Genomic DNA, 24,368 nt, shown 5'->3' on the forward strand with positions numbered 1-24,368 from the left:
GCCGCGCCCGGGTCAGTGCGAGTTCGACCGCGGGATCAGGGCCAGCGCTCCGTCGGTCACCGGCGACCGGTGTTCCGACTGCCTGGGCACCGACGTCGACCCGGTCCCTTGAGATGGCGGCCGGTCGGCGGGTGGCTGCTGCAGGAAGGTCGCCGGCAACCGGCTCGCCCGGAACCGGCGCCGCAACCAGCCGGAGAGCGGCTTTTCGACGTACCGGTACACGAGCCAGGAGATCACCAGGAGCGCCGCCAGCACGACGAGGACTGCGGCCCACGGTGGCAGAACCGCACGGACGTAGTGGATCATCGTCCAGCCGACGTACTCGTGCAGCAGGTAGAGCGGATAGGTCAGCGCCCCGGCGAGGGTCAACCAGCGCCAACCGACCGCCAGGCGATGCGTGGCCACGCCAGCGATTATCAGGAAGAACAGTGTGACCAGCCCCGCCTCGACGATGGCGACCTCGGTCGGGGAGAACGGGTTGTGGACCGGGCCGCGCGGCGTCACCGTGCTCACCATCTCCAGCGCGACCAGCCAGGACGCCCCGACCAGGCCCCACAGGTAGAGGTTGCCTCCGTGCCGGTAGATCAGGTACAGCGCCATGCCGGCGACGAAGAAGGCGGAGTCCCGGGGGACCAGCAGCTTGGCCAGCAGCGGGACGTCCGCGGCGAAGAGGCCGGCGACCAGCCAGCCCGCGGCGAAGAGCAGCACTCGGCGCGGGGTGTAGCCGCGGAGCAGCACGAACACGCCGAAGAGCAGGTAGAACCGCAGTTCGACCGTCAGGGTCCAGTAGACGACGTCGACACTCGGCACGCCGAGCAGCTCCTGGAACATGGTCAGGTTGGTCAACACGTCACCGGGGCGCAGCGGCCTGGTGACGACCGGCCACAGGGCGACCACCGCCGTCGTGGCGAGCACCGCGAACCAGTACGCGGGGTATAGCCGGGTGATCCGGGCGGTGGCGAACTGCGCCAGGCCGCGCCCCTCGGCGCTCATGCAAATCACGAAACCGCTGATCAGGAAGAAGAGGTAGACGCCGAGCCAGCCGAACTGGGTGACCGGGACCACCGCGGGTAGTGCGGCACCGTTCGGGACACCCCAGGGCCGGGAGAACACGGTGAAGTGGAAAGCCACGACGAGAAGTGCGGCGACCAGCCGCAGGCCGTCGAGGACGTACAACCGCGCCGGCGCGATCCTGGAGGGGTTTTCCACATGATCTCCCGATGCTCGGCGCCCGGCGCCGTTCGGCGACCGGGGCTGTCGTCGGTTCGCTGCCCGCGCCGGTTCGACGCCGGTACCAGATCGGCAAACTAGCAGGTCAGCGGCACGGGCAGCAAAGCCACGCCGGCCCGGCGAGTCGGCGGTCCGGGCGGCGAGGGCGATACCTGGCGGAAGGTCGGGGCGGTGCCACGGACCGCCCTCGCCCGCGTCGTCGTGCCCGGTTTGCGCGCCTTGTCCCCGGTCCTGTGGTGAGCTGTACCGGTGGCGGGGTATGTGTTCGGGCTGGTCCTCCATCCCACCCGGGACGTCTCCGAGGTGGTCGGGATCATCGACCGGTGGGCGGCCCGGCACGGCAAGACGCTGGCCGTCCGTGCCGAGGACCGGCACCGGGTCCCGTCCTCCGTGGAGCCGGTCCCGGGGCCGGAGCTGGCCGCCCGCTCGGACGCGTTGATCAGCATCGGTGGGGACGGCACCATGCTGGGCGCCCTGCGCGCGGCGGTACATGATCCGAAGCCGGTGCTCGGGGTGCACCTGGGCCGGGTCGGCTTCCTGGTCGAGGTGGAGCCGCCGGACCTGCCGCGGGCGCTGGACCGGCTGGTGGCGCACGACTTCACCGTCGAGTCGCACGCCTGCCTGGCCTGCGACGTCTGCGGGGACGACGTGGTGGCGTTCAACGACGTCGCCCTGGTCCGCCAGCCGGGCCTGGGCTTCGTCACCGCCAGCCTCGCCGTCGACGGGCAGGAGTACGGCTACTACCGCTGCGACGCCCTGGTGGTGAGCACACCCACCGGCTCCACCGCCTACAGCTACGCCGCCGGCGGGCCGCTGGTGTCGCCCGCCACCCAGGCGGTGGTGGTGACGCCCTCGGCGCCCATGTCGGGCATCTCCCGATCGGTGGTGTTCTCCCCCGAGGAGAGCATCCGGTTCGACCTCCGGCCCAGTTCGGCGCCGGTGGCTGTCGAGGTCGACGGCCTCGTGATCCGCGACGCCGCCACCGAGGGTGCGGTGGAGGCCCGGTACGTCCGCGACGCCGGCCTGGTCGTCCGGCTCGACCCCCGCCGCTACCAGGAACGCAGCCAGCTCAAGCTCAGCCTGCTCGACCTGCCGCTGCTGCCCGACCAGCTCCGGGAGTTGCTTCCCGACGAGCTGCGCGAGCAGCTCAGCCGGCGCGAGCTGCCCCCGCCCCGCTGACCGCTGCGCGCCGGCGCCCAGGAGCTGGACTCAGGCCTTCGACAGCACCTCGTCGACCAGGGCCTTCGCCTCGTCCTGGATCCGGGTCAGGTGCTCGGGTCCCTGGAACGACTCGGCGTAGATCTTGTAGACGTCCTCCGTGCCGGAGGGCCGGGCGGCGAACCAGCCCGACTCGGTGGTCACCTTCAGCCCGCCGATCGGCGCGCCGTTGCCGGGGGCGGTGGTGAGGATGCCGGTGATCGGCTCGCCGGCCAACTCGGTCGCGGTCACCTGCTCCGGGGAGAGCTTGCCGAGCACGGCCTTCTCCTCCCGGCTGGCCGGCGCGTCGATCCGGGCGTACGCGGGCGCGCCGAAGCGCTCCGCCAGCTCGGCCCAGTGCTGGCTGGGGCTGCGCCCGGTGCTGGCGATGATCTCCGCGGCGAGCAGGCAGAGCAGGATGCCGTCCTTGTCGGTGGTCCAGGTGCCGCCGTCCCGGCGCAGGAAGGACGCGCCGGCGCTCTCCTCGCCGCCGAACCCGACCGCCCCGTCGAGCAGGCCGGGCACGAACCACTTGAAGCCGACCGGCACCTCCAGCAGCGGACGACCCAGGTCGGCGGCCACCCGGTCGATCATCGAGGAGGAGACGAGGGTCTTGCCGACCGCCGCCGCGGGCCCCCACTGGTCCCGGGTCCGGAACAGGTGACCGATCGCCACGGCGAGATAGTGGTTGGGGTTCATCAGGCCGCCGTCGGGGGTGACGATGCCGTGCCGGTCGGCGTCGGCGTCGTTGCCGGTGGAGACCTGGTAACGGTCGCGGGCGGCGATCAGCGAGGCCATCGCGTTCGGCGAGGAGCAGTCCATCCGGATCTTGCCGTCGCCGTCGAGGGTCATGAACCGCCAGGTCGGGTCGACGGTCGGGTTGGTCACCGTCAGGTCGAGCCGGTGCCGCTCGGCGATCTCCCCCCAGTACGCCACGCTCGCCCCGCCCATCGGGTCGGCGCCGATGCGCACCCCGGCGTCGCGGATCGCGGCGATGTCCAGCACGGCCGGTAGGTCGTCGACGTACCGGGCCAGGAAGTCGTACTCCCCGGTGGTGTCGGCGGCGCGCGCCCGCGCGTACGGGAGGCGTTTCACCTCCTTGAGCCCGGCGGTGAGGATGGCGTTCGCGCGGTCCTGGATCCACTTCGTGACGTCGGTGTCGGCGGGCCCGCCGTGGGTGGGGTTGTACTTGAAGCCGCCGTCGTCCGGCGGGTTGTGCGACGGGGTGATCACGATGCCGTCGGCGAGGCCGGTGGTCCGCCCGCGGTTGTGCGTGAGGATGGCGTGCGACAGGGCCGGGGTCGGCGTGCAGCCGTCGCGGCTGTCCAGCAGCACGGTGACCTCGTTGGCGGCGAGCACCTCCAGCGCGCTGACCGCCGCCGGGGCGGAGAGCGCGTGGGTGTCCCGGGCGAGGAACAGCGGCCCGTCCACGCCGCGCTCCCGGCGGTATTCGCAGAGCGCCTGGGTGACGGCGAGGATGTGGTCCTCGTTGAAGGCGTTCCTCAGGCTGGACCCGCGATGGCCGGAGGTGCCGAAGGAGACCTGCTGCGCGGCGTCCGCCGGATCGGGGTGCTCGGCGTAGTAGGCGGTGACCAGCCGGGGTACGTCGACCAGGTCGGCGGGCTCGGCGGGTTGGCCGGCACGGGGGTGGGCCACTGCGGGGACCTCCTCGAAGAGATGGACGGCGGTCAGGGCTCGACGGTCTGGCCCTTGCCGATCACGACGATGCCGTTGTCGGAGACGGTGTAGCGCTGGCGGTCCTTCTCCAGGTCGACGCCGATCTCGGCGCCCTCCGGGACGTAGACGTTCTTGTCCAGGATGGCCCGTCGGACCACCGCGTGTCGGCCGATCTCGACACCCTCCATGAGCACCGCGCCGTCCACGTGCGCCCAGGAGTGGACCTTCACCTTCGGCGAGACGATCGAGTTCTCCACCAGCGAACCCGAGATCACCGACCCGGGCGAGACCATCGAGCTGACCGCCCGGCCGACCCGTTCCCCCCAGGCGTGGACGAACTTGGCCGGCGGGTACGGCGGCTGGTTGCTGTAGATCGGCCAGTCGAAGTTGTAGAGGTTGAACACGGGGTGGACGTTGATCAGGTCCATGTGGGCGTCGTAGAACGAGTCGAGCGTTCCCACGTCCCGCCAGTAGCCGCGGTCCCGGTCGGTGCTGCCGGGCACTTCGTTGTCCTTGAAGTCGTAGACGTTGGCCTCGCCCCGCTCGACCAGCATCGGGATGATGCTGCCGCCCATGTCGTGCTTGCTGGTCTTGTCCTCGGCGTCGCGCTCGACGGCCTCGCAGAGCGCCCTGGTGGTGAAGACATAGTTGCCCATCGAGGCGTAGATCTGGTCGGGTGCGTCGGGCAGCCCCACCGCGTCGGTGGGCTTCTCGCGGAAGGCCCGGATCCGCCGGCCGTCCTCGCCGACCTCGATCACGCCGAACTGGTCCGCCATCGACAGCGGCTGGCGGATGCCCGCCACGGTGACGGCGGCGCCGGAGGCGATGTGGGCCTCCACCATCTGCCGCGGGTCCATCCGGTAGATGTGGTCGGCGCCGAAGACGATCACATAGTCCGGCTGCTCGTCGTTGATCAGGTTGAAGCTCTGGTAGATCGCGTCGGCGGAGCCGGCGAACCACCACGGGCCGCGGCGCTGCTGCGCCGGCACCGGGGTGACGTAGTTGCCGAGCATGGTCGACATGCGCCACGTCTGGGTGATGTGGCGGTCCAGCGAGTGGGACTTGTACTGGGTCAGCACGACGATCTTGAGATAGCCGGCGTTCGCCAGGTTGGAGAGGACGAAGTCGACCATGCGGTACATCCCGCCGAAGGGGACGGCGGGCTTCGCGCGGTCGGTGGTGAGGGGCATCAGGCGCTTGCCCTCCCCGCCGGCCAGGACGATCGCGAGCACCTTGGCAGCCATGCTCAGACGCTATCGATCCCGCCCCAAGTTCACCACTCGTACGGGCACAGTTCTGCACCGGGTGCGCGGCGCGGAACTGCACTAGGGTGCCGGGCATGACGGATTCCGCTCGGCTGCGCGTTGATCTGCTCACCCGGGAGTACCCGCCGGAGGTGTACGGCGGGGCCGGGGTCCACGTCGAGTACCTGGCGCGCGAGCTGCGCCGCCTCGCCGACGTACGGGTGCACTGCTTCGGCGCACCACGCGACGAGCCGGGCGTCACCGCGTACGCCGAGCCGGCCGCACTGGCCGACGCGAACCCGGCGCTGCGGACCATGGGCGTCGACCTGGAGATGGCGGCCGGCTGCGCCGGCACCGACGTGGTGCACAGCCACACCTGGTACGCCAACCTGGCCGGACACACCGCGAAGCTGCTGTACGGGGTGCCGCACGTGGTCACCGCGCACAGCCTGGAGCCGCTGCGGCCGTGGAAGGCCGAACAGCTCGGCGGCGGGTACGCACTCTCCTCCTGGTGCGAGCGCACGGCGGTGGAGTCCGCCGACGCGGTGATCGCGGTCAGCGAGGGAATGCGGCGGGACGTCCTGATGGCCTACCCGGCGGTGAACCCGGACCGGGTGCGGGTGGTCTACAACGGCATCGACACCGGGCAGTACGCCCCGGACCTCGGCACCGACGTGATGGACCGGCTCGGCATCGACCCGTCCCGCCCCAGCGTGGTCTACGTCGGGCGGATCACCCGGCAGAAGGGCCTGCCGTACCTGCTGCGGGCGGCCCGGGAGCTGCCCGCCGACACCCAGCTCGTGCTGCTCGCCGGCGCCCCCGACACGCCGGACATCGCGGCCGAGGTGGAGGAGCTGGTCGCCGAGCTGCGGGCCAACCGCTCCGGGGTGGTCTGGGTGGCCGCGATGCTGCCCAAGCACGAGGTGATCCAGGTGCTCACCCACGCCACGATCTTCGCCTGTCCGTCGGTGTACGAGCCGATGGGCATCGTCAACCTGGAGGCGATGGCCTGCGAGACGGCCGTGGTGGCTACCGCCACCGGCGGCATCCCCGAGGTGGTCGTCGACGGCGAGACCGGGCTGCTGGTGCCGATCGACCAGGCCAGCGACGGCAGTGGCCGGCCGCTGGACCCGGCGCGGTTCGTGGCCGACCTGGCGGCCCGGCTCAACGAGCTGCTGACCGACCCGGCACGCACCGCGGAGTTCGGCCGCGCCGGGCGACGCCGGGCCGTGGAGCACTTCTCCTGGGACACGATCGCGCAGCGGACGCTGGAGGTGTACCGGTCGGTGGGCGCCGCCGGCTGACCACCGCTCAGGTGCTGGGCGAAGCAACCGCCAGCTTGGGGAAATACGTACGGTAGCGGGCACCGTCCCGGGTCAACAGGCGGTAGCCGCACACGGCCGCATGGGCTCCGATGTAGAAATCCGCGATCGGTGAACGCTTGGTGCCGCCCTGCGCGCGGTACCTCGCGTACGCCTTGCCGGCGAGGAAGCCCGCCGGATACGGCAGTTCCTCGCGCAGGAAGTCCGCGGCCGGCAGCGCCTCGTCGAGCTCCTCGATGCTGGCGAAACGCACCGACACCTCGGCGTACACGATCGGGTTGATGACCAGGGCGCCGCTGTCCCGGGCGGCGGCCAGGGCGTTGCCCGACCATTCGGCCCAGCGCGGGTCCTCGGTGAAGATGTCCAGCAGGACGTTGGTGTCGACCAGGGTGGTGGCCGCGTCATCCGATCGGGTGGGGACGGCCCGGACCAGCTCACTCGCCACGAAGCAGTTCCATCAACTCATCCGTGGACATCCCCTCGGCCTGTCGGGCTCCCCCACGCCCGCGCATGTGCCGGACCAGGCGTTGCCCCCGGCTCTCCGCGCCGCTCACCCGCACGATTCGCAGCGCGCCACCCTCCTCGACGACGTCGACCTCGTCGCCCTCGTGCAGCCCGTGCCGGGCACGCAGGGCGGCGGGGATGGTCACCTGGCCTTTGCTGTTGAGCTTCATCCCGCCTCCTCGTGACACGTATTACCAATGATACGTGTCGGACGGGTTCCGCGTAGGCCCGACAGGTGGCGCACGCCTCGACCCGAGCGCGAAGCGATCTCGCGCAGTAGGTTGAACCGGTGAGTGGACGGTTCCCGATCGAAGACGTCTCCCCCGTCGTCTCCTGCGGTCGCTACCCGGCCAAGGCGGTGGTGGGCGAGCTGGTCCCGGTGTCCGCCCGCGCCTACCGCGAGGGACACGACGCGCTCGGCTGCAACGTGGTGTGGCTCGGCCCGGACGGCGTGGCCCGCCCGTTCACCCGGATGCGGCCCGGCGAGCCCGGCCAGGACCGCTGGCACGCCACCATCCGGCCGGACGCGGTCGGTGCCTGGCGATTCGCCGTCGAGGCGTTCCACGATCCGTACCTGACCTGGCAGAACGCGGTCACCAAGAAGCTGGCCGCCGGCCAGGGCGCGGCGGAGCTGGCCAACGACCTGGCCGAGGGCGCCCGGGTGCTGGAGGCGGCGCTGGAGTTGGTCCCGGACGCCGACCGGGCGCGGGTGCGGGCGGCGGCGGCCGCGCTGCGCGACGACGACCGGGAGCTGCGCCGGCGGGTTGTCCCGGCGCTCGACCTGGCCGCGCTGCTCTGGGACCACCCGGTCCGGGAGCTGGTCACCACCGGCGACGAGTACCAGCTCTGGGTGGACCGGCCCCGGGCCCTCTTCTCCGCCTGGTACGAGTTCTTCCCCCGCTCCGAGGGGGCGATCCCGGCCACCGTCGACGCGCCGGCCCGGTCGGGGACCTTCGGGACCGCGACGGAGCGGCTCCCCGGGGTCGCGGCGATGGGCTTCGACGTGCTCTACCTGCCGCCGATCCACCCGATCGGCCGGGTCAACCGCAAGGGCCGTAACAACTCGCTCACCGCCGGGCCGGACGACGTCGGCTCGCCGTGGGCGATCGGCGCCGCCGAGGGCGGCCACGACGCCATCCACCCCGACCTGGGTACGCCGGAGGACTTCCGCGACTTCCTCGCCGCCGCCGCCGAGCAGGGCTTGGAGGTGGCGATGGACCTGGCGTTGCAGTGCGCCCCGGACCACCCGTGGGTGACCGAGCACCCGGAGTGGTTCACCACCCGGGCCGACGGCAGCATCGCGTACGCGGAGAACCCGCCGAAGAAGTACCAGGACATCTACCCGCTGAACTTCGACAACGACCCGGAGGGGATCCGGGCGGAGATCCTGCGGGTGGTGCTGCACTGGGTCGGCGAGGGGATCCGGATCTTCCGGGTCGACAACCCGCACACCAAGCCGTTCGACTTCTGGCACTGGCTGATCTGGGAGGTCAAGAAGGTCGAGCCGGACGTGCTCTTCCTCGCCGAGGCGTTCACCCGCCCGGCGATCATGCACGGCCTCGGCAAGATCGGCTTCACCCAGTCGTACACGTACTTCACCTGGCGTACCAGCGCGGCGGAGATGCGGGCGTACTGCGCGGAGCTGGTCGCGGCGGCGGACTACATGCGACCGAACTTCTGGCCCAACACGCCCGACATCCTGCACGAGTCGCTCCAGCACGGCGGCCCGCCGATGTTCAAGATCCGGGCGGTGCTGGCCGCGCTGCTCTCCCCCTCCTGGGGCATGTACGCCGGCTTCGAGCTGTTCGAACACGTCGCCCGCCCCGGCGCCGAGGAGTACCTGGACAACGAGAAGTACGAGCTGCGCCCCCGAGAGTGGGCCGAGGCCCAGGCGCAGGGCCGCTCGCTCGCCCCGTTCATCGCCACCCTCAACCGGGTACGCCGCGACAACCCCGCCCTGCACCGGCTGCGCAACCTGCGCTTCCACGACATCGACAACCCGGCCCTGCTCTGCTGGTCCAAGCACGACCCGGACACCGGCAACACGGTGCTGGTGGTCTGCTCGTTCGACTCCCGCGAGGTGCAGTGGGGCAACACCACGCTGGACATGCCGGCGCTCGGCCTCGACTGGCACGAACGCTTCACCGTGCACGACGAGCTGTCCGGGGTCAGCTACGAGTGGGGGCAGCGCAACGCCGTCCGGCTCGACCCGTACCTGCAACCCGCGCACGTCTTCACGGTGCGGCGGCCCGACGCGCCGGCCGCACCGGAACCGGAGCACCCGGCGGCGCCCGACCTGACCGTCGAGGACGTGCCCGCCGACCTGTCCGGCGGCACCGCCCCGACCGCACCGGCCGTGGAGGATGACGAACGATGGAGCAGCTGATCTCCGGCGAGGCGTACGACCCGCACGCCGTGCTCGGCGCGCATCCGGCGGCCGGGCGCACCACCGTCCGGACCATGCGCCGGGGCGCGGCCGACGTGGTCGTGCTCGTCGGCGACGAGCGGCACCCGATGAAACGGGTGCACGACGTCGGCGTCTTCGAGGCCGTGCTGCCCGGCGAGGTGCTCGACTACCGGGTCGAGGTCGACGGGACGGTGCTCGACGACCCCTACCGCTACCCACCCACCCTCGGCGAGCTGGACCTGCACCTGATCGGCGAGGGGCGGCACGAGCGGCTCTGGGAGGCGCTCGGCGCCCGGGTGTTCGACGAGGGCGTGGCGTTCACCGTCTGGGCGCCCAACGCCCGCGGGGTGCGGGTGGTCGGCGACTTCACCGGCTGGGCGCCGGACGACGGCTGGCCGATGCGCTCGCTCGGCGCCAGCGGGGTGTGGGAGATCTTCGTGCCGGGCGTGCCGGCCGGGGCCCGCTACAAGTACCGGATCCTCGGCGCCGACGGGCACTGGCGGGACAAGGCCGACCCGATGGCCGCCCGCGCCGAGGTGCCGCCGGCCACCGCCTCCGTCGTGCACCACTCGACGTACGAGTGGGGCGACGCCGCCTGGTTGGAGCGGCGGGCGAAGCGGCGACCGCACCAGGAGCCGATGAGCGTGTACGAGGTGCACCTCGGCTCCTGGCGGCCGGGCCTCGGCTACCGGGAACTGGCCGAGCAGCTCACCGAGTACGTGACCGGCATGGGGTTCACCCACGTGGAGTTCCTGCCGGTGATGGAGCACCCGTTCGGCGGCTCCTGGGGCTACCAGGTCACCGGCTACTACGCCCCCACCGCCCGGTTCGGCGACCCGGACGACTTCCGCTACCTGGTCGACCGGCTGCACCAGGCCGGCATCGGGGTGCTCCTCGACTGGGTGCCGGCGCACTTCCCGCGCGACGAGTGGGCCTTGGGCCGCTTCGACGGCACCCCGCTGTACGAGCACCCCGACCCGCGCCGCGGCGAGCATCCCGACTGGGGCACGTACGTCTTCGACTTCGGCCGCCGGGAGGTGCGCAACTTCCTGGTGGCCAACGCGCTCTACTGGTGCGAGCAGTTCCACGCTGACGGGCTGCGCGTCGATGCGGTGGCATCGATGCTCTACCTGGACTACTCCCGCCAGGAGGGCCAGTGGGTGCCCAACGTGCACGGCGGCCGGGAGCACCTGGAGGCCATCGCGTTCCTCCAGGAGGCCAACGCCACCGTCTACAAGCACCACCCCGGGGTGGTGATGGTCGCCGAGGAGTCCACCGCCTGGCCCGGCGTCACCCGCCCGACCGGTGAGGGCGGGCTGGGCTTCGGCTTCAAGTGGAACATGGGCTGGATGCACGACACCCTGCTCTACACCTCGAAGGACCCGATCTACCGGCAGCACCACCACCATCAGCTCACCTTCTCGCTGGCGTACGCCTGGAGCGAGAACTACGTGCTGCCGATCAGCCACGACGAGGTGGTGCACGGCAAGGGCTCCCTGGTCGGCAAGATGCCCGGCGACACCTGGCAGCGGCTGGCCAACGTGCGGGCGCTCCTGGCGTACATGTGGGCGCACCCCGGCAAGCAGTTGCTCTTCATGGGCTGCGAGCTGGCCGACGACCGGGAGTGGAGCGAGGAGCGCGGCCTCGACTGGTACCTGCTGCACGACCCGGCGCGGGCCGGCGTGCAACGCCTCGTCGGCGACCTGAACCGGGTCTACCGGGCCACCCCGGCGCTGTGGGCGCAGGACACCGAACCCGCCGGCTTCCGCTGGATCGCCGGGGACGACGTCGCCAACAACAGCGTCTCGTTCGTGCGGATCGCCCCGGACGGCGCCACGCTGGTCTGCGTAGCCAACTTCTCGGCCCGGCCGCTGGAGGGCTACCGGGTCGGCCTGCCGGCCAGCGGCACCTGGACCGAGGTGATCAACACCGACGCCGACCACTACGGCGGGTCCGGGGTGGGGAACCTCGGCGCGGTGCACGCGGAGAGCGTGCCCTGGCACGGGATGGCCGCCTCGGCGACGCTGCGGCTCCCCCCGCTCGGCGTCCTCTGGCTCCATCGGGACTGACCGTGGTCAGGCGGCGGCAGGTGTGGTCATCGTCCCCTGAAGTCGCGCGGAACACGATGGTCGGGATTCGAGCGGCGTTAGCAACGAATTACCGATTCAGGACACTAGGCGCCTTCGGCTGCGGCCCGATCCCATCCGCTGGCGTACCTTCGTTGAGGCCGCGTCCGGAGCGGGAGCTCACCCGCTTTCGCTTCAAGGCCGGCTTCTCGACGAAGTTCCACGACAACGCCGCGAGGGTCAGGGAGACCGCCAAGACGACGAAGGCCACCGTGTATTCGGGCAGGTGGCTGTCCAGGCCCCACCAGAGGATGGCGTTCACAATCAGCATGTGCCAGATGTAGCTGCCGTAACTGAGGTCACCGAATCGCTTCGGGAACTTCTCGAACGCCCGCGGTCCGCGCTCGCCCACGCACACAACGACGTAAGAGAGGGCGAGCCCCTTGATCAGGGCGACCAGCGGGATATCGAAGAGGTGCTCGTTTGCTTGGACTGCGGCGATGTAGACGGCTGCCGCAACCGCGGCACGGGGCCAGGTCAGACGGACATGCTTGAGGCCCCACAAGTACCAGGCGACGCCGAGACCGAACCACCAAAGGTAGGGCAGGAAGGTGACCTTCAACAGCTTTCCGGCCATGCCGTCGACGCCGGGTGACAGCACCCAGGTAACAGCACCGGCCGTGAGGAGAACTCCCAAGAAGACTCGGATCCTGATCCGGCGACTGGCAAGCACGAGGAGCGGAACGAAGACATAGAAAGAGACCTCGACCGCAATTGCCGCCAGGCTGCCGTTGACGTTTCCGACCCCGAAATCTTCCAGAAAGCCAGGGCTGTAGAACGGCGCAAGGAAGGCCATCGACAGGATCCAGGAGACGCCACGGACGGAAGCGATGTCGGAGGAGGCGGCGGCACCGACCGCGACTACGAAGATCACCGCGATCACCCCGTAAACCCACAGGGCGGGCCCGATTCGCAGGACCCGGTTCTCGTAGAAGTCGCGCCACCAGGTGCCGGTTCGGTCCCGTTCCATCAGTCGGTCAGCGGACCGAAAGACGAAAAGGCCGCTGATGATGAAGAACGTATGCAAGCCCTCGTATACCCAGAGCGCGTCGCCTGACCGGTGCCACAGAAACGGGACGCCGAGGTGGTTCGATGTGTGCTCCAGCAGAACCTCAACAGCAGCGATCAGCCGAATGAAGTCGTAGGCGTTCACACGCCGCTTCAGATCCTCTGCAAGCATGGCGAAAGCGTACATCTGGTCAGCATTCGGGCATGAGGCGCCACACCGTCACGCGCCGGTTCTCCAGCACACTTCGGCACCGCTGGGCCCCCTACCCAGGATGAGCGACCGCACGGCACCGTTGGCTCGGCTCCCAGATTGGGCATCGCCGTGTCCGCCCATTTGGCGGCGGTCAAAGACGGCCCGCTGGCAGTGGCCCGGATCTGCGGCACCGGGACTTTCGCCGGCGACGATTAGCCGGGAGCTGCGCCGCAACGCCGCCGCGCGCATGACTGCAGCTACGACGCTGGCCTCGCACGCGGTCGAAGCCGGGAGCGGTTGTGTCGCTCATAACTCCTTCTCGCGTTCCTTGCGTGTGGGACCGGCATACGTCAGACCAGGCCCGCGTCCCGCAGCAGCTTCCAGAGCCCGGCACCGTCCGGTGCGGCGAGCCACTTCTGCCCCACCGGGCCGGCGGAGGGGCGTCCGGGCGCGGCCGGCAGGCTACCGGCGAGCACCGACTGGGTGGGCGACAGCCGGCGGATCGCCACCCCGGCCACGTTGTCCGGGTGCGCGGCGGCGAACTCGCGGTAGATCTCCTGGTCGTGCTGCCCGTCGTCGCCGATCAGCAGCCACCGGACGTCCGGGAACTCCCGGGCCAGCCGGGCCAGGGTGGCCCGCTTGTGCTCCTTGCCGCTGCGGAACCACCGGTCGGCCGTCGGCCCCCAGTCGGTGAGCAGCAACGGCCCCGCCGGATAGAGGTGCCGGGAGAGGAACCGGGTGAGTGTCGGGGCGACGTTCCAGGCGCCGGTGGACAGGTAGAAGACCGGGGCGCCGGGGTGGGCGGTGACCAACCGCTCGTACAGCACCGCCATGCCGGGCACGGCGGCCCGGGCGTGTTCGTCGAGGACGAAGGTGTTCCAGGCGGCGAGCAACGGCCGGGGCAGCGCGGTGACCATGACCGTGTCGTCGATGTCGGAGAGGATGCCGAACCGGACGTTCGGGTCGAGCACGCGGACCAGAGCCTCCACCGGCTCGGCGTCGGGGACGCTGAGGCGTACGGAGGCCCAGCCGGGGGTGAAGTCGGCCTCGATGACGGTGTCGACGAAGCCGCTGCGGTCCGCCGTCGTCTCGTGGCGTACGTCGCCGGCCTCGATGGTCACGGTGGCGTACTTGGCGGGCAGGGTGGCGAAGCTGCGCCAGCCGCGAACCTTCTCCGGTCGGGCCCGCTGCCGGACGTCCGGGCGGCCGAGCAGCACCCGGCACAGCACCCGCGCCCAGCCCGGGGCGCCGTACCCGGCGTACGCGATGATGTTGACCCGCCACCCGGTGCGCCGCAGCCGGCGCGCCACCAGGTTGTGGACCGCGTCCTCGATCCGTGCGGCCCGGTGCAGCCGCGGTACGGCGAGGTCTCCGGCAGGTGTGGCGGGCACGCTGCCACCCTGCCACACCGGGGCGACACCGGCCACGCGAGTGCGGCCGGCCCGACTCCGCCGATCCGCCCCGCCCCCGGGCGGCACCGTGAAAAACTGCGGTCGGGACGACGACGGGGGCGTTGGTCGTGTCGACAGCAGTGCAGCACCGCGGGTGGTGGCACCCCACGCTCGACCGGCCGGCGCTCGTCGCGCTGGTGCTCGGGGCGGCCGGGGTCGGTTACCGGCTGGTCCTGACGCTGCTGACCCTGCCCACCTCGAACAGCGACGAGGCCACCTTCGGCCTCGCCGCGCTGCACATCGCCGCCGGCCACGAGCGGCCGGTCTTCCTGTACGGCCAGCACTACATGGGCGTGCTGGAGTCGTACCTGGCGGCGCCGCTGGTCCGGTGGGCCGGGCCGAGCTGGCCGGTGCTGCGGCTGCCCCTGCTGGCGCTCTACGCGGTCTTCCTCTGGCTGGCCTACCGGCTGACCCGCCGCCTCTTCTCCCCCTGGCTGGCCACCTTCGTGGTCGGGCTGCTGGCGCTCGGCTCGGAGCGGGTGGTCCGCGACCAGCTCACCGTGGTGGGCGGCCGACCGGAGGTGAAGCCGGCGGTGCTGGCGATGCTGCTGATCGCGGTGGCCCTCGGCGAACGCCGGGTGCGGCACCGCTGGCTGGCCACCGGCGTGTTCGGGCTGCTCGCTGGCCTGGCGCTCTGGTCGGACTGGCTGATCGTGCCCTACCTGGCGGCGGCCGGGCTGGTGCTGTTCTGGGCGGCGCCCCGGGACCTGGTCGGCTGGCCCGGCGTGCTGCTGATCGCCGGCTTCCTGCTCGGGGTCGCACCGATGATCAAGGACAACCTGGTAGCCCCGCCCGGGCAGGACTCGCTGTCGGTGTTCCGGCAGATCAGCACCCGGCCGGGCGCGGTGCCGTCCTGGTCGGACCGGGTGCACGGCGGCCTGCTGGAGGGGGTGCCGCTGGCCGGCGGGCTGTGCCGGGCGGCCGGCTGCGCCCGGTGGCAGGAGTGGTTCGGGTTGCTCTACCCCGTGCTGCTGGTGGCCGCCGCCGTGCTGGGGCTGGTCGCGTACCGGCGGGCCGCCGTCGCCGCCGGACGGGTCCGGGCGGTCGCGCAACTCGCCCTGGTCGTCGGGGCCGCGCTGACCCTGCTCCTGTACGTGCGCAGCCCGCTCGCCGCGACCGACCCGCTGGGCAACGCCCGCTACCTGTCGGTGCTGCAGATCTCGCTGCCGGCGGTGCTGTGGCCGATCTGGCTGGCCGCCGCGCACGCCTGGCGGGGCACGGCGGGGGTGGCCGCGCGGATCGGCGGCGCGGCGGCGCACCTGGTGCTGGCCGCGCTGGCCGCCGCCACGCTCGCGGCCACCGTGGCGTTCGTCGCGGACGCGCCGTCGCTGCGGGCCGAGGAGCGGCGGGCCCGCGAGCTGGCCGACGCGGTGCGCGGGGCCGGGCTGCACGAGGTGTACGGGGACTACTGGACCTGCAACCGGCTGATCTTCAACACCGGCGAGACGGTGGCCTGCGGGGTGCTCGACGGCAACCTGACCCCGGGGCAGAACCGCTACCCGCCGTACTGGCGGCAGGTCGGGCGGGCGGCCCGGCCCGGGTACGTGCTCGAGGCCGGGTCGTCGGCGGAGCGCGCGCTGCGCCGCTGGCTCGGCGACGGGGCCGACGCGGCCGTGGTCGCCGAGGTGGGCGGCTATCGCGTGTACCACCCGGAGAGCGCCGTGCGGCCGTGGCGCTGAGGGTGGCCCGTAGGCTGAGCCGATGCTCATCCTGCTGCCCCCGTCCGAGGGGAAGGCCGAGGCCGGCACCGGCCGGCGGCTGGACCTGTCCCGGCTCTCCCTGCCGGAGCTGACCCCGGCCCGGGAGGAGGTGCTGACCGCCCTGGTCGCGCTCTGCGCCGGGCCGGACGAGGCGGCGGCCCGGGCCGCGCTGGGCCTCAGCGAGGGACAGGGCGGCGAGCTGCGCCGCAACGCCCGGCTCCGCGCGGCGGCGACCGCCCCGGCGGGGCGGATCTACACCGGGGTGCTCTACGAGGCGCTCGACCTGGCCTCGCTGTCGCCCACGGCGGAACGGCTGGCCCGCCGGTCGGTGCTGATCAGCTCCGGCCTGTGGGGCGCGGTACGCCTCGCCGACCGGATCCCGCCGTACCGCTGCCCGGTCGGGGCGCGGCTGCCGGGGATCGGCGCGCTGTCGGCGTACTGGCGTCGGGCGCTGGAGCCGGCGATGGCGGCGGCGGCCGGCCGGGGGCCGGTGCTGGACCTGCGCTCCGGCGCGTACGCGGCCACCTGGGCCCCACGCGGGGCGGTCGCGGAGCGCACGGTGACGGTGCGGGTGCTGCACGAGCGCGAGGTCGACGGGGCGCCGACCCGGTCGGTGGTGAGCCACTTCAACAAGGCCACCAAGGGCCGGCTGGTCCGCGACCTGCTGACCGCCGGCGCCCGGCCGCGCACCCCCGCCGCTCTGGTGGGCGCGCTGCGGGACCTGAAGTACACGGTCGAGGAGCAGCCGGCAGTGTCCGGCCGGCCACGCCAGATCGACGTGGTGGTTACGGAGCTGTAGCCGCAATTTTTGCTCAAGGCTCGGGCGCAGCGGTTTCGCCATGCCGGCCAGGGGGCCACGGTAGGGGAACCCCGACGCCGACAAGGAGTTCCTCCGATGGCCTCCGACTCCACGCTGCTCGACCGGCCGCACCGTTCGCTGCCGCCCCCACCGCTGGACTGGCTGACCCTGGCTGACGCGTTCGAGGTCGCCTGCCTGGTGCGCTGCACCCCGCCCCCGGCCATCGACGGCCGCCGCGCCGACACCGGCACCTACCGGGGCGGGGTGGCCGAGTTCAACCACGAGGCCGCGGCGCACCGGATGCGGCAGCTGCTCGGCCGCCTGGACGTGCCGGTGGAGCACGAGCTGACCACCGGCGGCCTGCGCCGCCGCTACGAACTGCACCGGCTCTCCGTGCCCCGCGAGCACCGCACGGCGTACGCGATGCTGCTGGAGGCCGGCTGGCGGCAGGGCCGCCGGGAGCTGCTCGGCGGCCCGGTCCCCGGCGCCTCCCCGGCCCGGCGGGTGTGGCGGCCCCGGCTGGCCGCCGCGGCGTGGCGCGCGGCACTGCTGGCCGGCGGGCGGCACGTCCGCCGGCACTGCCTCGGTGTCCGGCTCACCGATCGGGACCTGGCCGCGGTGCTGGTCCGCAGCGCGGCGCTGCTGGACGTCCCGGCGGTGCTCCGGCCCGGCGGCGGCTGCTTCCTGGTGAGCGTGCCCAACGGCCCGCACCGCGCACGGATCGTGGACAGCGCCACCCTCGCCCCGGCGCCGGCCTGCTGAGCCGTTCACCCGGCACAGCCCACCCGCGCCGCTGCCGGGACCAGCCGCCCCCACCGCGCCGGGCGGGTACAGCTACCCGCCGGTTGGGCTTGCGCGGCGGCGGGTGCACGGCGCAGAGTGCAGCCCGTGAGCCGACGCTGGTCTGTGCGCGGCCGGCGGCGGACCCCGATGCCGGCGGCCCTGGTACTGCTGCTGGTGTCGACCCTCGGCGGGCTGGCCGGCTGCCGGGACGAGCCAACCCGGCCGGTGCGGATCCGGATCGCCACGGGCAGCCCGACCGCCGTCTACCACGCCTTCGGCCAGTCGCTGGCGGCGATCCTCAACCGGGAGCTGCCCGGGGTGCAGGCCAGCGTGGTGGTCACCGCGGCCTCCGCGCAGAACGTGCGGCTGGTCGGCTCCGGCGCGGCGGAGCTGGGCTTCACCCAGGCCGACGTGCTGCCGCCCCGGTCCCCTGAGCATCCCGCCGTGCTCGCCGTGGCCCGGGTCTACGACGACCTGCTGCACCTGGTCACCACCGCCGGCGGCTCGGTACGTACGCTGGCCGACCTGCGGGGCCGGCGGGTGTCGGTGGGCGCCGACGGCTCCGGCACCGAGGTGACCGCCATGCGGCTGCTGGAGGTGGCGCAGCTCGGCGGCGACCAGGTCCGGCAGGAGCATCTCGGCCTGGACGACTCCGTGGCGGCGCTGCGCGCCGGCCGGATCGACGCGTTCTTCTTCTCCGGCGGCCTGCCGGTGCGCGGCGTCGCGGAGCTGGCCGGCAGCACCGCCATCCGGGTGGTCGACCTGGGTGAGTGGACCGAGCCGCTGCGCCGCCGGTACGGGCAGGTGTACGTGACCCGGGACATCCCCCTCTCGGTGTACGGCGTGGACCCGGTCAGCACGGTGGCCAACCCGAACTACCTGATCGTCCGCGCCGACCTGCCGGAGGCGCTGGTGCGGGACCTGACCCGGCTGCTGATGGACCGCCGGGAGGAGCTGGCGGCGGCCCACCCGGCGGCCGGCCGGATGAGTCCCCGCTCCGCGATCGTCACCACCCCGCTCCCCCTGCACCCGGGCGCGGCGGGCTGGTACCGGTCGACCAAACCCTGACGCCGGTGCCGCGTCAAACCGGCGGCGGTGCGGGCTCAGCCGGCGGCCGAGCGGACCCGCTCGGCCGGGTCGGTGCCGGTCGCGCCGGCGCCGCTCCCCCGCTCCGCGGCGGGGTCGTCCGGGCTCGGGAACCACAGCTCGGCGACCAGGCCCCGGGGCTGGCCCTGGCGCATCGTCAACCGGCCGTCGGAGGCGTCGACCAGCACCGCCACGATGGTCAGCCCCAGCCCCGCCCCGTCCACGTTCTGCACGTCCGGTGCCCGCCAGAACCGCTCGGTAGCCTGGCCGAGCTGGCTGGCCGTCATGCCCGGGCCGGTGTCGCGCACCTGCAACGCGATCCCCCCGTCGGCCGGGCGTACCGCCACGGTCACCTCGCCGCCGGGGTCGCTGAACTTGACCGCGTTGTCGATCAACGCGTCGAGCGCCTGGTCGATCGCCGTCGGCACGGTCCGGGCGTACGCCGGCGCCGCGACCGTGTCGAGCCGGAGGTCGATGGACCGGTGCCGGGCCAGCGGCAGCCAGGCCGCCACCCGGGAGGCCGCGACCTCGGCGGCGTCCACGCTGACCCGCTGGTTCTCCGTCCGCTCGGCCCGGGCCAGGGTGAGCAGGGCGTCGAGCAGGGTGGCCAGCCGATCCGTCTCCTCCAGCGCCAGCCGGTGCTCGGCGCGGCCGTCGTCGTCGGTCAGGCTCGGTCCCAGCTCCTCCACCCGTAGCCGGAGCGCGGCCAGCGGGTTGCGTAGCTGGTGGCTGGCGTGCGCCACGAACGCCCGCTGCCGGTCCATCACGTCGGACACCACGTCGGCCATGTTGTTGAAGCTCGCCGCCAGCCGGCGCAGCTCCGGCGGGCCGAGCCGGGGGCGTACCCGGGCGGTGCCGTCACCCTCGGCGATCTCATGGGTCACCGCGTCCAGCTCGGTGACCGGGCGGAGCACCCAGCCGGCCAGCCCGAACGCGGTCGAGACGCAGGCCAGCACCGCGAGCAGGCCGATCGCGGCCAGCAGCAGCCACCAGGAGGCCACGGTACGCCGGACGTTGCCGGGCGGAGTCACGGTGACCACCGCGCCGAGCACCTCGCCGCCGTCGGTGACCGGGACCGCCACCACCACCGGCCCGTCCACCCAGGGCCACACCGAGTCCGGTGCGCTGAACTGCTGGCCGGCCAGCGCGGTGTCCAGGGCGGCGGCCGTCCCCGGGCCGGACTCCCAGCTCACCGAGGCGGTCACGGTACGACCGTCCCGGTCGACCAGCGCGGCCCCGATGCCGTACAGGTCGTCGTAGGCGGCCAGTTCGCCGTCGAGCGGGCCGGCCCCGCCGCCGCGCAGCGCCGGGCCGCCGAGCGAGGCGAACCGGCTCGCGTCGGCGAGCCGGTCGGCCCGAACCCGGTCGGTCTCCCGGGTGGCCAGCGTGGCCGCCAGCGGCGTCTCCAGGGCCAGCAGCACGAGCACCATCAGCAGCAGGTAGCTGATCACCAGACGGCGCCGCACCCCAGCCCCCTCACTCGCCGCGGAGCCGGTAGCCGACCCCGCGTACGGTCTCCACCAGCGTCGGGTCGCCGAGCTTGCCCCGCAGCGAGCCGACGTGCACCTCGACCGTGTGCCGGTCCGCCCAGGTGGTGCCCCAGACGTCGAGCAAAATCCGGTCCCGCGGCACCGCCACGCCGGGCTGCCGGGCCAGGGAGAGCAGGATGTCGAACTCCTTGCGGGTGAGCGTCACCTGTCGGCCGGCCACGCTGACCGTCCGGCCGCCCACGTCGATGCGGACCGCGCCCGCCTCGATCAGGTTGCGCTCCGGCACGGTGTGGGCGGCCCGCCGCAGCACCGCCTCGATCCGCGCCTGGAGCTCCACCATCGAGAACGGCTTGACCACGTAGTCGTCGGCGCCCAGCCGGAGGCCGAGCACCCGGTCGCGTTCCTCGCCCCGGGCGGTCACCGCGATGATGCCGAGCTGGCTGCTGCGCCGGCGCAACTCCCGGCACAGGTCGGTGCCGTCCCCGTCGGGCAGGGTCAGGTCGAGCAGCACCAGGTCGCAGGGGGCGGCGGAGAGCGCGGCTTCCACGGTGGCGGCGTGCTCCACCTCGTAGCCCCGCCGGATCAGCGCGGACGACAGGGCGCCGGCCACCCGACGATCGTCCTCGACCAGGAGGATCCGCACCCGTGCCTCCGTCCCTCGACCTGCTGCCCACGCATCGTGGCAGACCGGCGCGCGCGGCGGGAGCCCCGGGCACGCCATGGGTGGGGCGGGCCGAATCGGTGGGCTATGGTTCTGCCTTGTGTCCGCTCCCGCCCCCGCGTACGACGGGTCGTTCCGCCACGACGTCGACGCCCCCACCGCCCCGCAGCAACGCCCGGTCGACACGCGGACCCGCGCCGACGCGGCGGGCCGGACGGACGCCGCGGCCGAGGAGCGTCCGGGACGGGGCTGGCACCGTCACCCGGCGCTGGCGGCGATGGGTCTCTACGCCCTGCTGCGGCTCAGCGGACTGGTCGTCCTCGCGCTCTTCGCCCACCGGTCGGGCGCGGACTTCTGGTCGCTGCTGCACAGCCGCTTCGACGGCATCTGGTACGTGGGCATCGCCGACGACGGGTACGACACCGGGCTGGTCGGCCACCACCCGAAGTCCCACAGCACGCTGCCGAACCTGCCGTTCTTCCCGCTCTACCCGGGGCTGATCGCGGCGGTCGCCGCCGTCACCCCGTTCTCCACCCCGGTCGCCGCGCTGATCGTCGCCTGGACGGCCGGCCTGGCCGCCGCGTGGGGCATCTACGCCGTCGGCGCGCACCTCGGCTCGCGCCGGGTGGGCCTGATCCTGGTCGCCCTCTGGGCGGTCCTGCCGCACGCCATCGTGCAGAACATGGCCTACACCGAGACGGTGTTCACCGCGCTCGTCGCGTGGACGCTCTACGCGGTGCTACGCCGGCAGTGGCTCACCGCCGGCCTGCTCTGCCTCGTCGCCGGTCTCGCCCGCCCGACCGCCACGACCCTGATCGCGGCAGTCGGGCTGGCCGCTCTGGTGGCGATCGTCCGCCGTCAGGACGGCTGGCGGCCATGGGTGGGGGCCGCGCTCGCCCCGCTCGGCTACCTGGGTTACCTGGCCTGGATCGGGCACCGGCTGGGCTCGCCCAGCGCCTACTTCACCATGCAGGAGAAGTACTGGCGGATCGGCTTCGACGGCGGCGCCTCGACGGTCAAGACGCTGAAGAAGGTGCTGATCGCGCCCACCTCGCTGCCCATGTACGTGTCCGCCCTGCTGCTGGGTGTCGCGGTGGTGCTGATCGCGCTGCTCGTGCTGCACCGCTACCCGCTGCCCCTGGTGGTCTACTCGGTCACGTTCTTCCTGATCAGCATCGGCACGGAGAACTACTTCTGGGCGAAGGGCCGCTACCTGATGCCCGCCTTCGCGCTGCTCCTGCCGGTCGCCGTGGGGCTGACGAAGGCGCGACGGAGCACCGTGCTGGCCGTGTTCGGCTTCCTCGTGCTCGTCTCCGCCTGGTACGGCACCTACCTGAGCCTGCAGTGGAAATACTCCCCGTGACCCGCCCGGCGCGCTGACCGGCCGCCGACCCGGTGGCGGCGCCGCGCGGCAGGGGGCTCGTTATGCTACGCCGAGTCCGACTATCGGCCGGCCGATGCAGGCAGCCGGGTGTCGGCTGGTCCCGGCCCGCGCGGCCGCCTCGGTCCCCCGGCGCGGTCCGACGCACGGCTCCGCTGGCGCGACGGCGCGCCCGACGATGCGAGTTGATTGATGACTGACACCAACGACCGTTCCCCGTCCGTGTTCGTCCACCCGACGGCCGACGTGGAGGACGGTGCCCAGGTCGGCGACGGCACCAAGGTCTGGCACCTGGCCCACATCCGGTCGAGCGCCCAGGTCGGTGCCGGTTGCGTGATCGGGCGCAACGTGTACGTCGACGCGAACGTCACCGTCGGCGACCGCGTCAAGATCCAGAACAACGTCTCGGTCTACCAGGGCGTCACCATCGAGGACGAGGTCTTCGTCGGGCCGTCCGCGGTGTTCACCAACGACTTCCGCCCGCGCGCCCAGAACCCGGACTGGACGATCACCCCGACCCTGGTCCGGCGAGGTGCCTCGATCGGCGCCAACGCCACCCTGGTCTGCGGCATCGAGGTCGGCGAGTACGCCATGATCGCCGCCGGTTCGGTGGTCACCAGGGACGTCAAGCCGTACCAGTTGGTGGTCGGCAACCCGGCGCGGCCGAAGGGCTGGGTCGACGAGAAGGGCGAGGTCGTCTCCCGGGACGTCGACAACCCTCCGGCGGGCCTGACCCAGGGCTGAGCGGCGGGCGGCCGGCCCCGTCGACGAGAGCGGGCCCTGACCGGTGATCCGGTCAGGGCCCGCGTCGCGTTGGCCGGGGTCAGCCGCCGATGACCACCCGGCGGACGCCCTCCCAGCGGGCCGGGTCGGTCACCCGACGCCCGTCCACCAGCACGGTCACGCCCGGCAGGTCGGCCGGGGTGAGGGTGCGGTACTCGGCGTGGTCGGCCTGGATGACGGCGGCGCCGACCGGCTCGCCGTCGTAGCCGGGCAGGCCGTGCGCGGCCAGCTCCTCGTTCGTGTACATCGGGTCGGAGACGTACGGCTTGGCACCCCGGGCCCGCAGCGCCTCCACGGTCGGGAAGACGCCGGAGAAGGCGGTCTCCTTCACGCCGCCGCGGTAGGCGGCGCCGAGCACCAGCACGCCCACGTCGGTCAGGTCGCCGTACGCGGCGGCGAGCAGGTCGACGGCGTACTGCGGCATGGCGGCGTTGGCCTCACGGGCCGAGCGGACCACGGTGGCGGCCGGGTCGTTCCACAGGTACATCCGCGGGTAGATCGGGATGCAGTGCCCACCGACGGCGATGCCCGGCTGGTGGATGTGGCTGTACGGCTGGGTGTTGCAGGCCTCGATGACCTTGGTGACGTCGACGCCCACCGTGTCGGCGAACCGGGCGAACTGGTTCGCCAGGCCGATGTTCACGTCCCGGTAGGTGGTCTCGGCGAGCTTGGCCAGCTCGGACGCCTCGGCCGAGCCCAGGTCCCAGACACCGTTCGGGCGGTTCAGGTCGGCCCGCTCGTCGAAGTCCAGCACCGCCTCGTAGAAGCGCACGCCGTGCGCGGCGGACGCCTCGTCGATGCCGCCGACCAGCTTCGGGTAGCGGCGCAGGTCGGCGAAGACCCGGCCGGTGAGCACCCGCTCCGGGCTGAACACCAGGTGGAAGTCCTTGCCGGCGGTGAGGCCGGAGCCCTCCTCCAGCATCGGCGCCCAGCGGTTGCGGGTGGTGCCGACCGGCAGGGTGGTCTCGTAGCTGACCAGGGTGCCCGGCTTGAGGCCACGGGCGATGGCCCGGGTGGCGTCGTCCATCCAGCCGAAGTCCGGCACGCCCTCGGCGTCCACGAAGAGGGGCACGACCACGACGACGGCCTCGGACTCGGCGACCGCGGCGGCCGTGTCGGTGGTCGCGCTGAGCAGCCCGGCGGACACGGCCTCCTTGAGCTTGGTGTCCAGGTCGGTCTCACCGGGGAACGGCACCGCGCCGTCGTTGACCAGCTGCACGACCCGCTCGGAGACGTCCGCTCCGATCACCCGGTGGCCCTTGGACGCGAACTGCACGGCGAGCGGCAGCCCGATCTTGCCCAGGGCGACGACGCAGATGTTCATGG

The 24,368-nt window shown here is 72.7% G+C and carries 20 protein-coding genes; 10 read left to right on the forward strand and 10 right to left on the reverse strand.

Features of this window, described 5'->3' with window-relative positions; translation table 11 throughout:
• Window positions 1–12: 12 nt before the first annotated feature.
• Window positions 13–1,209 carry an acyltransferase gene (locus FXF52_RS05775; protein WP_255471755.1) on the reverse strand — a complete coding sequence of 399 codons (1,197 nt, stop codon included), beginning with the start codon at window positions 1,207–1,209 and terminating at the stop codon, window positions 13–15.
• A 270-nt stretch (window positions 1,210–1,479) separates the two neighbouring features.
• On the opposite strand from FXF52_RS05775, the gene FXF52_RS05780 reads away from it, so the two are divergent.
• A complete protein-coding gene (locus tag FXF52_RS05780; protein ID WP_148794208.1) occupies window positions 1,480–2,409 on the forward strand; it encodes an NAD(+)/NADH kinase in 930 nt (309 codons plus the stop codon).
• Between the two features lie 30 nt (window positions 2,410–2,439).
• Here the strand turns inward: FXF52_RS05780 and pgm are convergent, their stop codons facing one another.
• Together pgm and glgC are read right to left on the reverse strand one after the other, a co-directional pair.
• The gene (gene pgm / locus FXF52_RS05785; RefSeq protein ID WP_148794209.1) at window positions 2,440–4,083 is read right to left on the reverse strand and encodes a phosphoglucomutase (alpha-D-glucose-1,6-bisphosphate-dependent); all 1,644 of its coding nucleotides are present in this window, start codon (window positions 4,081–4,083) and stop codon (window positions 2,440–2,442) included.
• A 32-nt stretch (window positions 4,084–4,115) separates the two neighbouring features.
• Window positions 4,116–5,348 carry a glucose-1-phosphate adenylyltransferase gene (glgC, locus tag FXF52_RS05790; RefSeq protein ID WP_148794210.1) on the reverse strand — a complete coding sequence of 411 codons (1,233 nt, stop codon included), beginning with the start codon at window positions 5,346–5,348 and terminating at the stop codon, window positions 4,116–4,118.
• 95 nt (window positions 5,349–5,443) lie between these two features.
• Here glgC and glgA point away from each other — a divergent pair, with 95 nt between their 5' ends.
• Window positions 5,444–6,652, forward strand: coding sequence for a glycogen synthase (gene glgA / locus FXF52_RS05795; RefSeq protein ID WP_148794211.1), 1,209 nt, complete (start codon window positions 5,444–5,446; stop codon window positions 6,650–6,652).
• Window positions 6,653–6,659: 7 nt separating this feature from the next.
• On the opposite strand, the gene FXF52_RS05800 is transcribed toward glgA, so the two are convergent.
• Window positions 6,660–7,115: a type II toxin-antitoxin system VapC family toxin gene (locus FXF52_RS05800; protein WP_148794212.1), complete on the reverse strand. Its 456-nt coding sequence runs from the start codon at window positions 7,113–7,115 to the stop codon at window positions 6,660–6,662.
• Window positions 7,105–7,344 carry an AbrB/MazE/SpoVT family DNA-binding domain-containing protein gene (locus FXF52_RS05805; RefSeq protein WP_148794213.1) on the reverse strand — a complete coding sequence of 80 codons (240 nt, stop codon included), beginning with the start codon at window positions 7,342–7,344 and terminating at the stop codon, window positions 7,105–7,107. The genes FXF52_RS05800 and FXF52_RS05805 overlap by 11 nt, the downstream gene beginning before the upstream one ends.
• A gap of 119 nt (window positions 7,345–7,463) precedes the next feature.
• On the opposite strand from FXF52_RS05805, the gene FXF52_RS05810 reads away from it, so the two are divergent.
• Both FXF52_RS05810 and glgB read left to right on the forward strand, forming a co-directional pair.
• On the forward strand, window positions 7,464–9,560 hold the full coding sequence (locus FXF52_RS05810; protein WP_148794214.1) for an alpha-1,4-glucan--maltose-1-phosphate maltosyltransferase: 2,097 nt from the start codon (window positions 7,464–7,466) through the stop codon (window positions 9,558–9,560).
• Entirely contained in the window at window positions 9,548–11,650 is a 2,103-nt protein-coding gene (gene glgB / locus FXF52_RS05815) for a 1,4-alpha-glucan branching protein GlgB (protein WP_148794215.1), read from the forward strand. Before FXF52_RS05810 ends, glgB begins: the two co-directional genes overlap by 13 nt.
• 88 nt (window positions 11,651–11,738) lie before the next feature.
• Here glgB and FXF52_RS05820 read toward each other — a convergent pair whose 3' ends face one another.
• Complete coding sequence (locus tag FXF52_RS05820) at window positions 11,739–12,902, reverse strand: acyltransferase (RefSeq protein WP_148794216.1); 1,164 nt, start codon at window positions 12,900–12,902, stop codon at window positions 11,739–11,741.
• A 356-nt stretch (window positions 12,903–13,258) separates the two neighbouring features.
• Window positions 13,259–14,299, reverse strand: coding sequence for an App1 family protein (locus FXF52_RS05825; RefSeq protein WP_148794217.1), 1,041 nt, complete (start codon window positions 14,297–14,299; stop codon window positions 13,259–13,261).
• A 128-nt stretch (window positions 14,300–14,427) separates the two neighbouring features.
• Here FXF52_RS05825 and FXF52_RS05830 point away from each other — a divergent pair, with 128 nt between their 5' ends.
• The 4 genes from FXF52_RS05830 to FXF52_RS05845 all read left to right on the forward strand — a co-directional run bounded on the left by FXF52_RS05830 (window position 14,428) and on the right by FXF52_RS05845 (window position 18,709).
• Complete coding sequence (locus FXF52_RS05830; RefSeq protein ID WP_187413342.1) at window positions 14,428–16,038, forward strand: hypothetical protein; 1,611 nt, start codon at window positions 14,428–14,430, stop codon at window positions 16,036–16,038.
• A gap of 22 nt (window positions 16,039–16,060) precedes the next feature.
• Complete coding sequence (yaaA, locus tag FXF52_RS05835; RefSeq protein WP_148794218.1) at window positions 16,061–16,858, forward strand: peroxide stress protein YaaA; 798 nt, start codon at window positions 16,061–16,063, stop codon at window positions 16,856–16,858.
• 96 nt (window positions 16,859–16,954) lie between these two features.
• Window positions 16,955–17,620, forward strand: coding sequence for a hypothetical protein (locus FXF52_RS05840; RefSeq protein WP_148794219.1), 666 nt, complete (start codon window positions 16,955–16,957; stop codon window positions 17,618–17,620).
• 126 nt (window positions 17,621–17,746) lie between these two features.
• A complete protein-coding gene (locus FXF52_RS05845; protein ID WP_370517878.1) occupies window positions 17,747–18,709 on the forward strand; it encodes a TAXI family TRAP transporter solute-binding subunit in 963 nt (320 codons plus the stop codon).
• A gap of 35 nt (window positions 18,710–18,744) precedes the next feature.
• On the opposite strand, the gene FXF52_RS05850 is transcribed toward FXF52_RS05845, so the two are convergent.
• Entirely contained in the window at window positions 18,745–20,193 is a 1,449-nt protein-coding gene (locus tag FXF52_RS05850; RefSeq protein WP_148794220.1) for a HAMP domain-containing sensor histidine kinase, read from the reverse strand.
• A gap of 10 nt (window positions 20,194–20,203) precedes the next feature.
• Complete coding sequence (locus FXF52_RS05855; RefSeq protein WP_148794221.1) at window positions 20,204–20,860, reverse strand: response regulator transcription factor; 657 nt, start codon at window positions 20,858–20,860, stop codon at window positions 20,204–20,206.
• Between the two features lie 118 nt (window positions 20,861–20,978).
• Between FXF52_RS05855 and FXF52_RS05860 the strand changes: the two genes are divergently transcribed.
• The gene (locus tag FXF52_RS05860) at window positions 20,979–22,241 is read left to right on the forward strand and encodes a glycosyltransferase family 39 protein (RefSeq protein WP_148794222.1); all 1,263 of its coding nucleotides are present in this window, start codon (window positions 20,979–20,981) and stop codon (window positions 22,239–22,241) included.
• A gap of 210 nt (window positions 22,242–22,451) precedes the next feature.
• The gene (locus FXF52_RS05865) at window positions 22,452–23,003 is read left to right on the forward strand and encodes an acyltransferase (protein WP_148794223.1); all 552 of its coding nucleotides are present in this window, start codon (window positions 22,452–22,454) and stop codon (window positions 23,001–23,003) included.
• 79 nt (window positions 23,004–23,082) lie between these two features.
• Here the strand turns inward: FXF52_RS05865 and FXF52_RS05870 are convergent, their stop codons facing one another.
• Window positions 23,083–24,366: a nucleotide sugar dehydrogenase gene (locus FXF52_RS05870; RefSeq protein ID WP_148794224.1), complete on the reverse strand. Its 1,284-nt coding sequence runs from the start codon at window positions 24,364–24,366 to the stop codon at window positions 23,083–23,085.
• Window positions 24,367–24,368: the final 2 nt, after the last annotated feature.

The sequence above is a fragment of the Micromonospora sp. MP36 genome (assembly GCF_008119785.1).
GTDB lineage: Bacteria > Actinomycetota > Actinomycetes > Mycobacteriales > Micromonosporaceae > Micromonospora.

Bases quoted from the DNA above. Each gene is read 5' to 3' on its own strand.
- glgC (WP_148794210.1), bottom strand. From the start codon at position 5,348: ATGGCTGCCAAGGTGCTCGCGATCGTCCTGGCCGGCGGGGAGGGCAAG.
- glgA (WP_148794211.1), top strand. From the start codon at position 5,444: ATGACGGATTCCGCTCGGCTGCGCGTTGATCTGCTCACCCGGGAGTAC.
- FXF52_RS05805 (WP_148794213.1), bottom strand. From the start codon at position 7,344: ATGAAGCTCAACAGCAAAGGCCAGGTGACCATCCCCGCCGCCCTGCGT.
- glgB (WP_148794215.1), top strand. From the start codon at position 9,548: ATGGAGCAGCTGATCTCCGGCGAGGCGTACGACCCGCACGCCGTGCTC.
- FXF52_RS05820 (WP_148794216.1), bottom strand. From the start codon at position 12,902: ATGTACGCTTTCGCCATGCTTGCAGAGGATCTGAAGCGGCGTGTGAAC.
- yaaA (WP_148794218.1), top strand. From the start codon at position 16,061: ATGCTCATCCTGCTGCCCCCGTCCGAGGGGAAGGCCGAGGCCGGCACC.
- FXF52_RS05840 (WP_148794219.1), top strand. From the start codon at position 16,955: ATGGCCTCCGACTCCACGCTGCTCGACCGGCCGCACCGTTCGCTGCCG.
- FXF52_RS05865 (WP_148794223.1), top strand. From the start codon at position 22,452: ATGACTGACACCAACGACCGTTCCCCGTCCGTGTTCGTCCACCCGACG.
- FXF52_RS05870 (WP_148794224.1), bottom strand. From the start codon at position 24,366: ATGAACATCTGCGTCGTCGCCCTGGGCAAGATCGGGCTGCCGCTCGCC.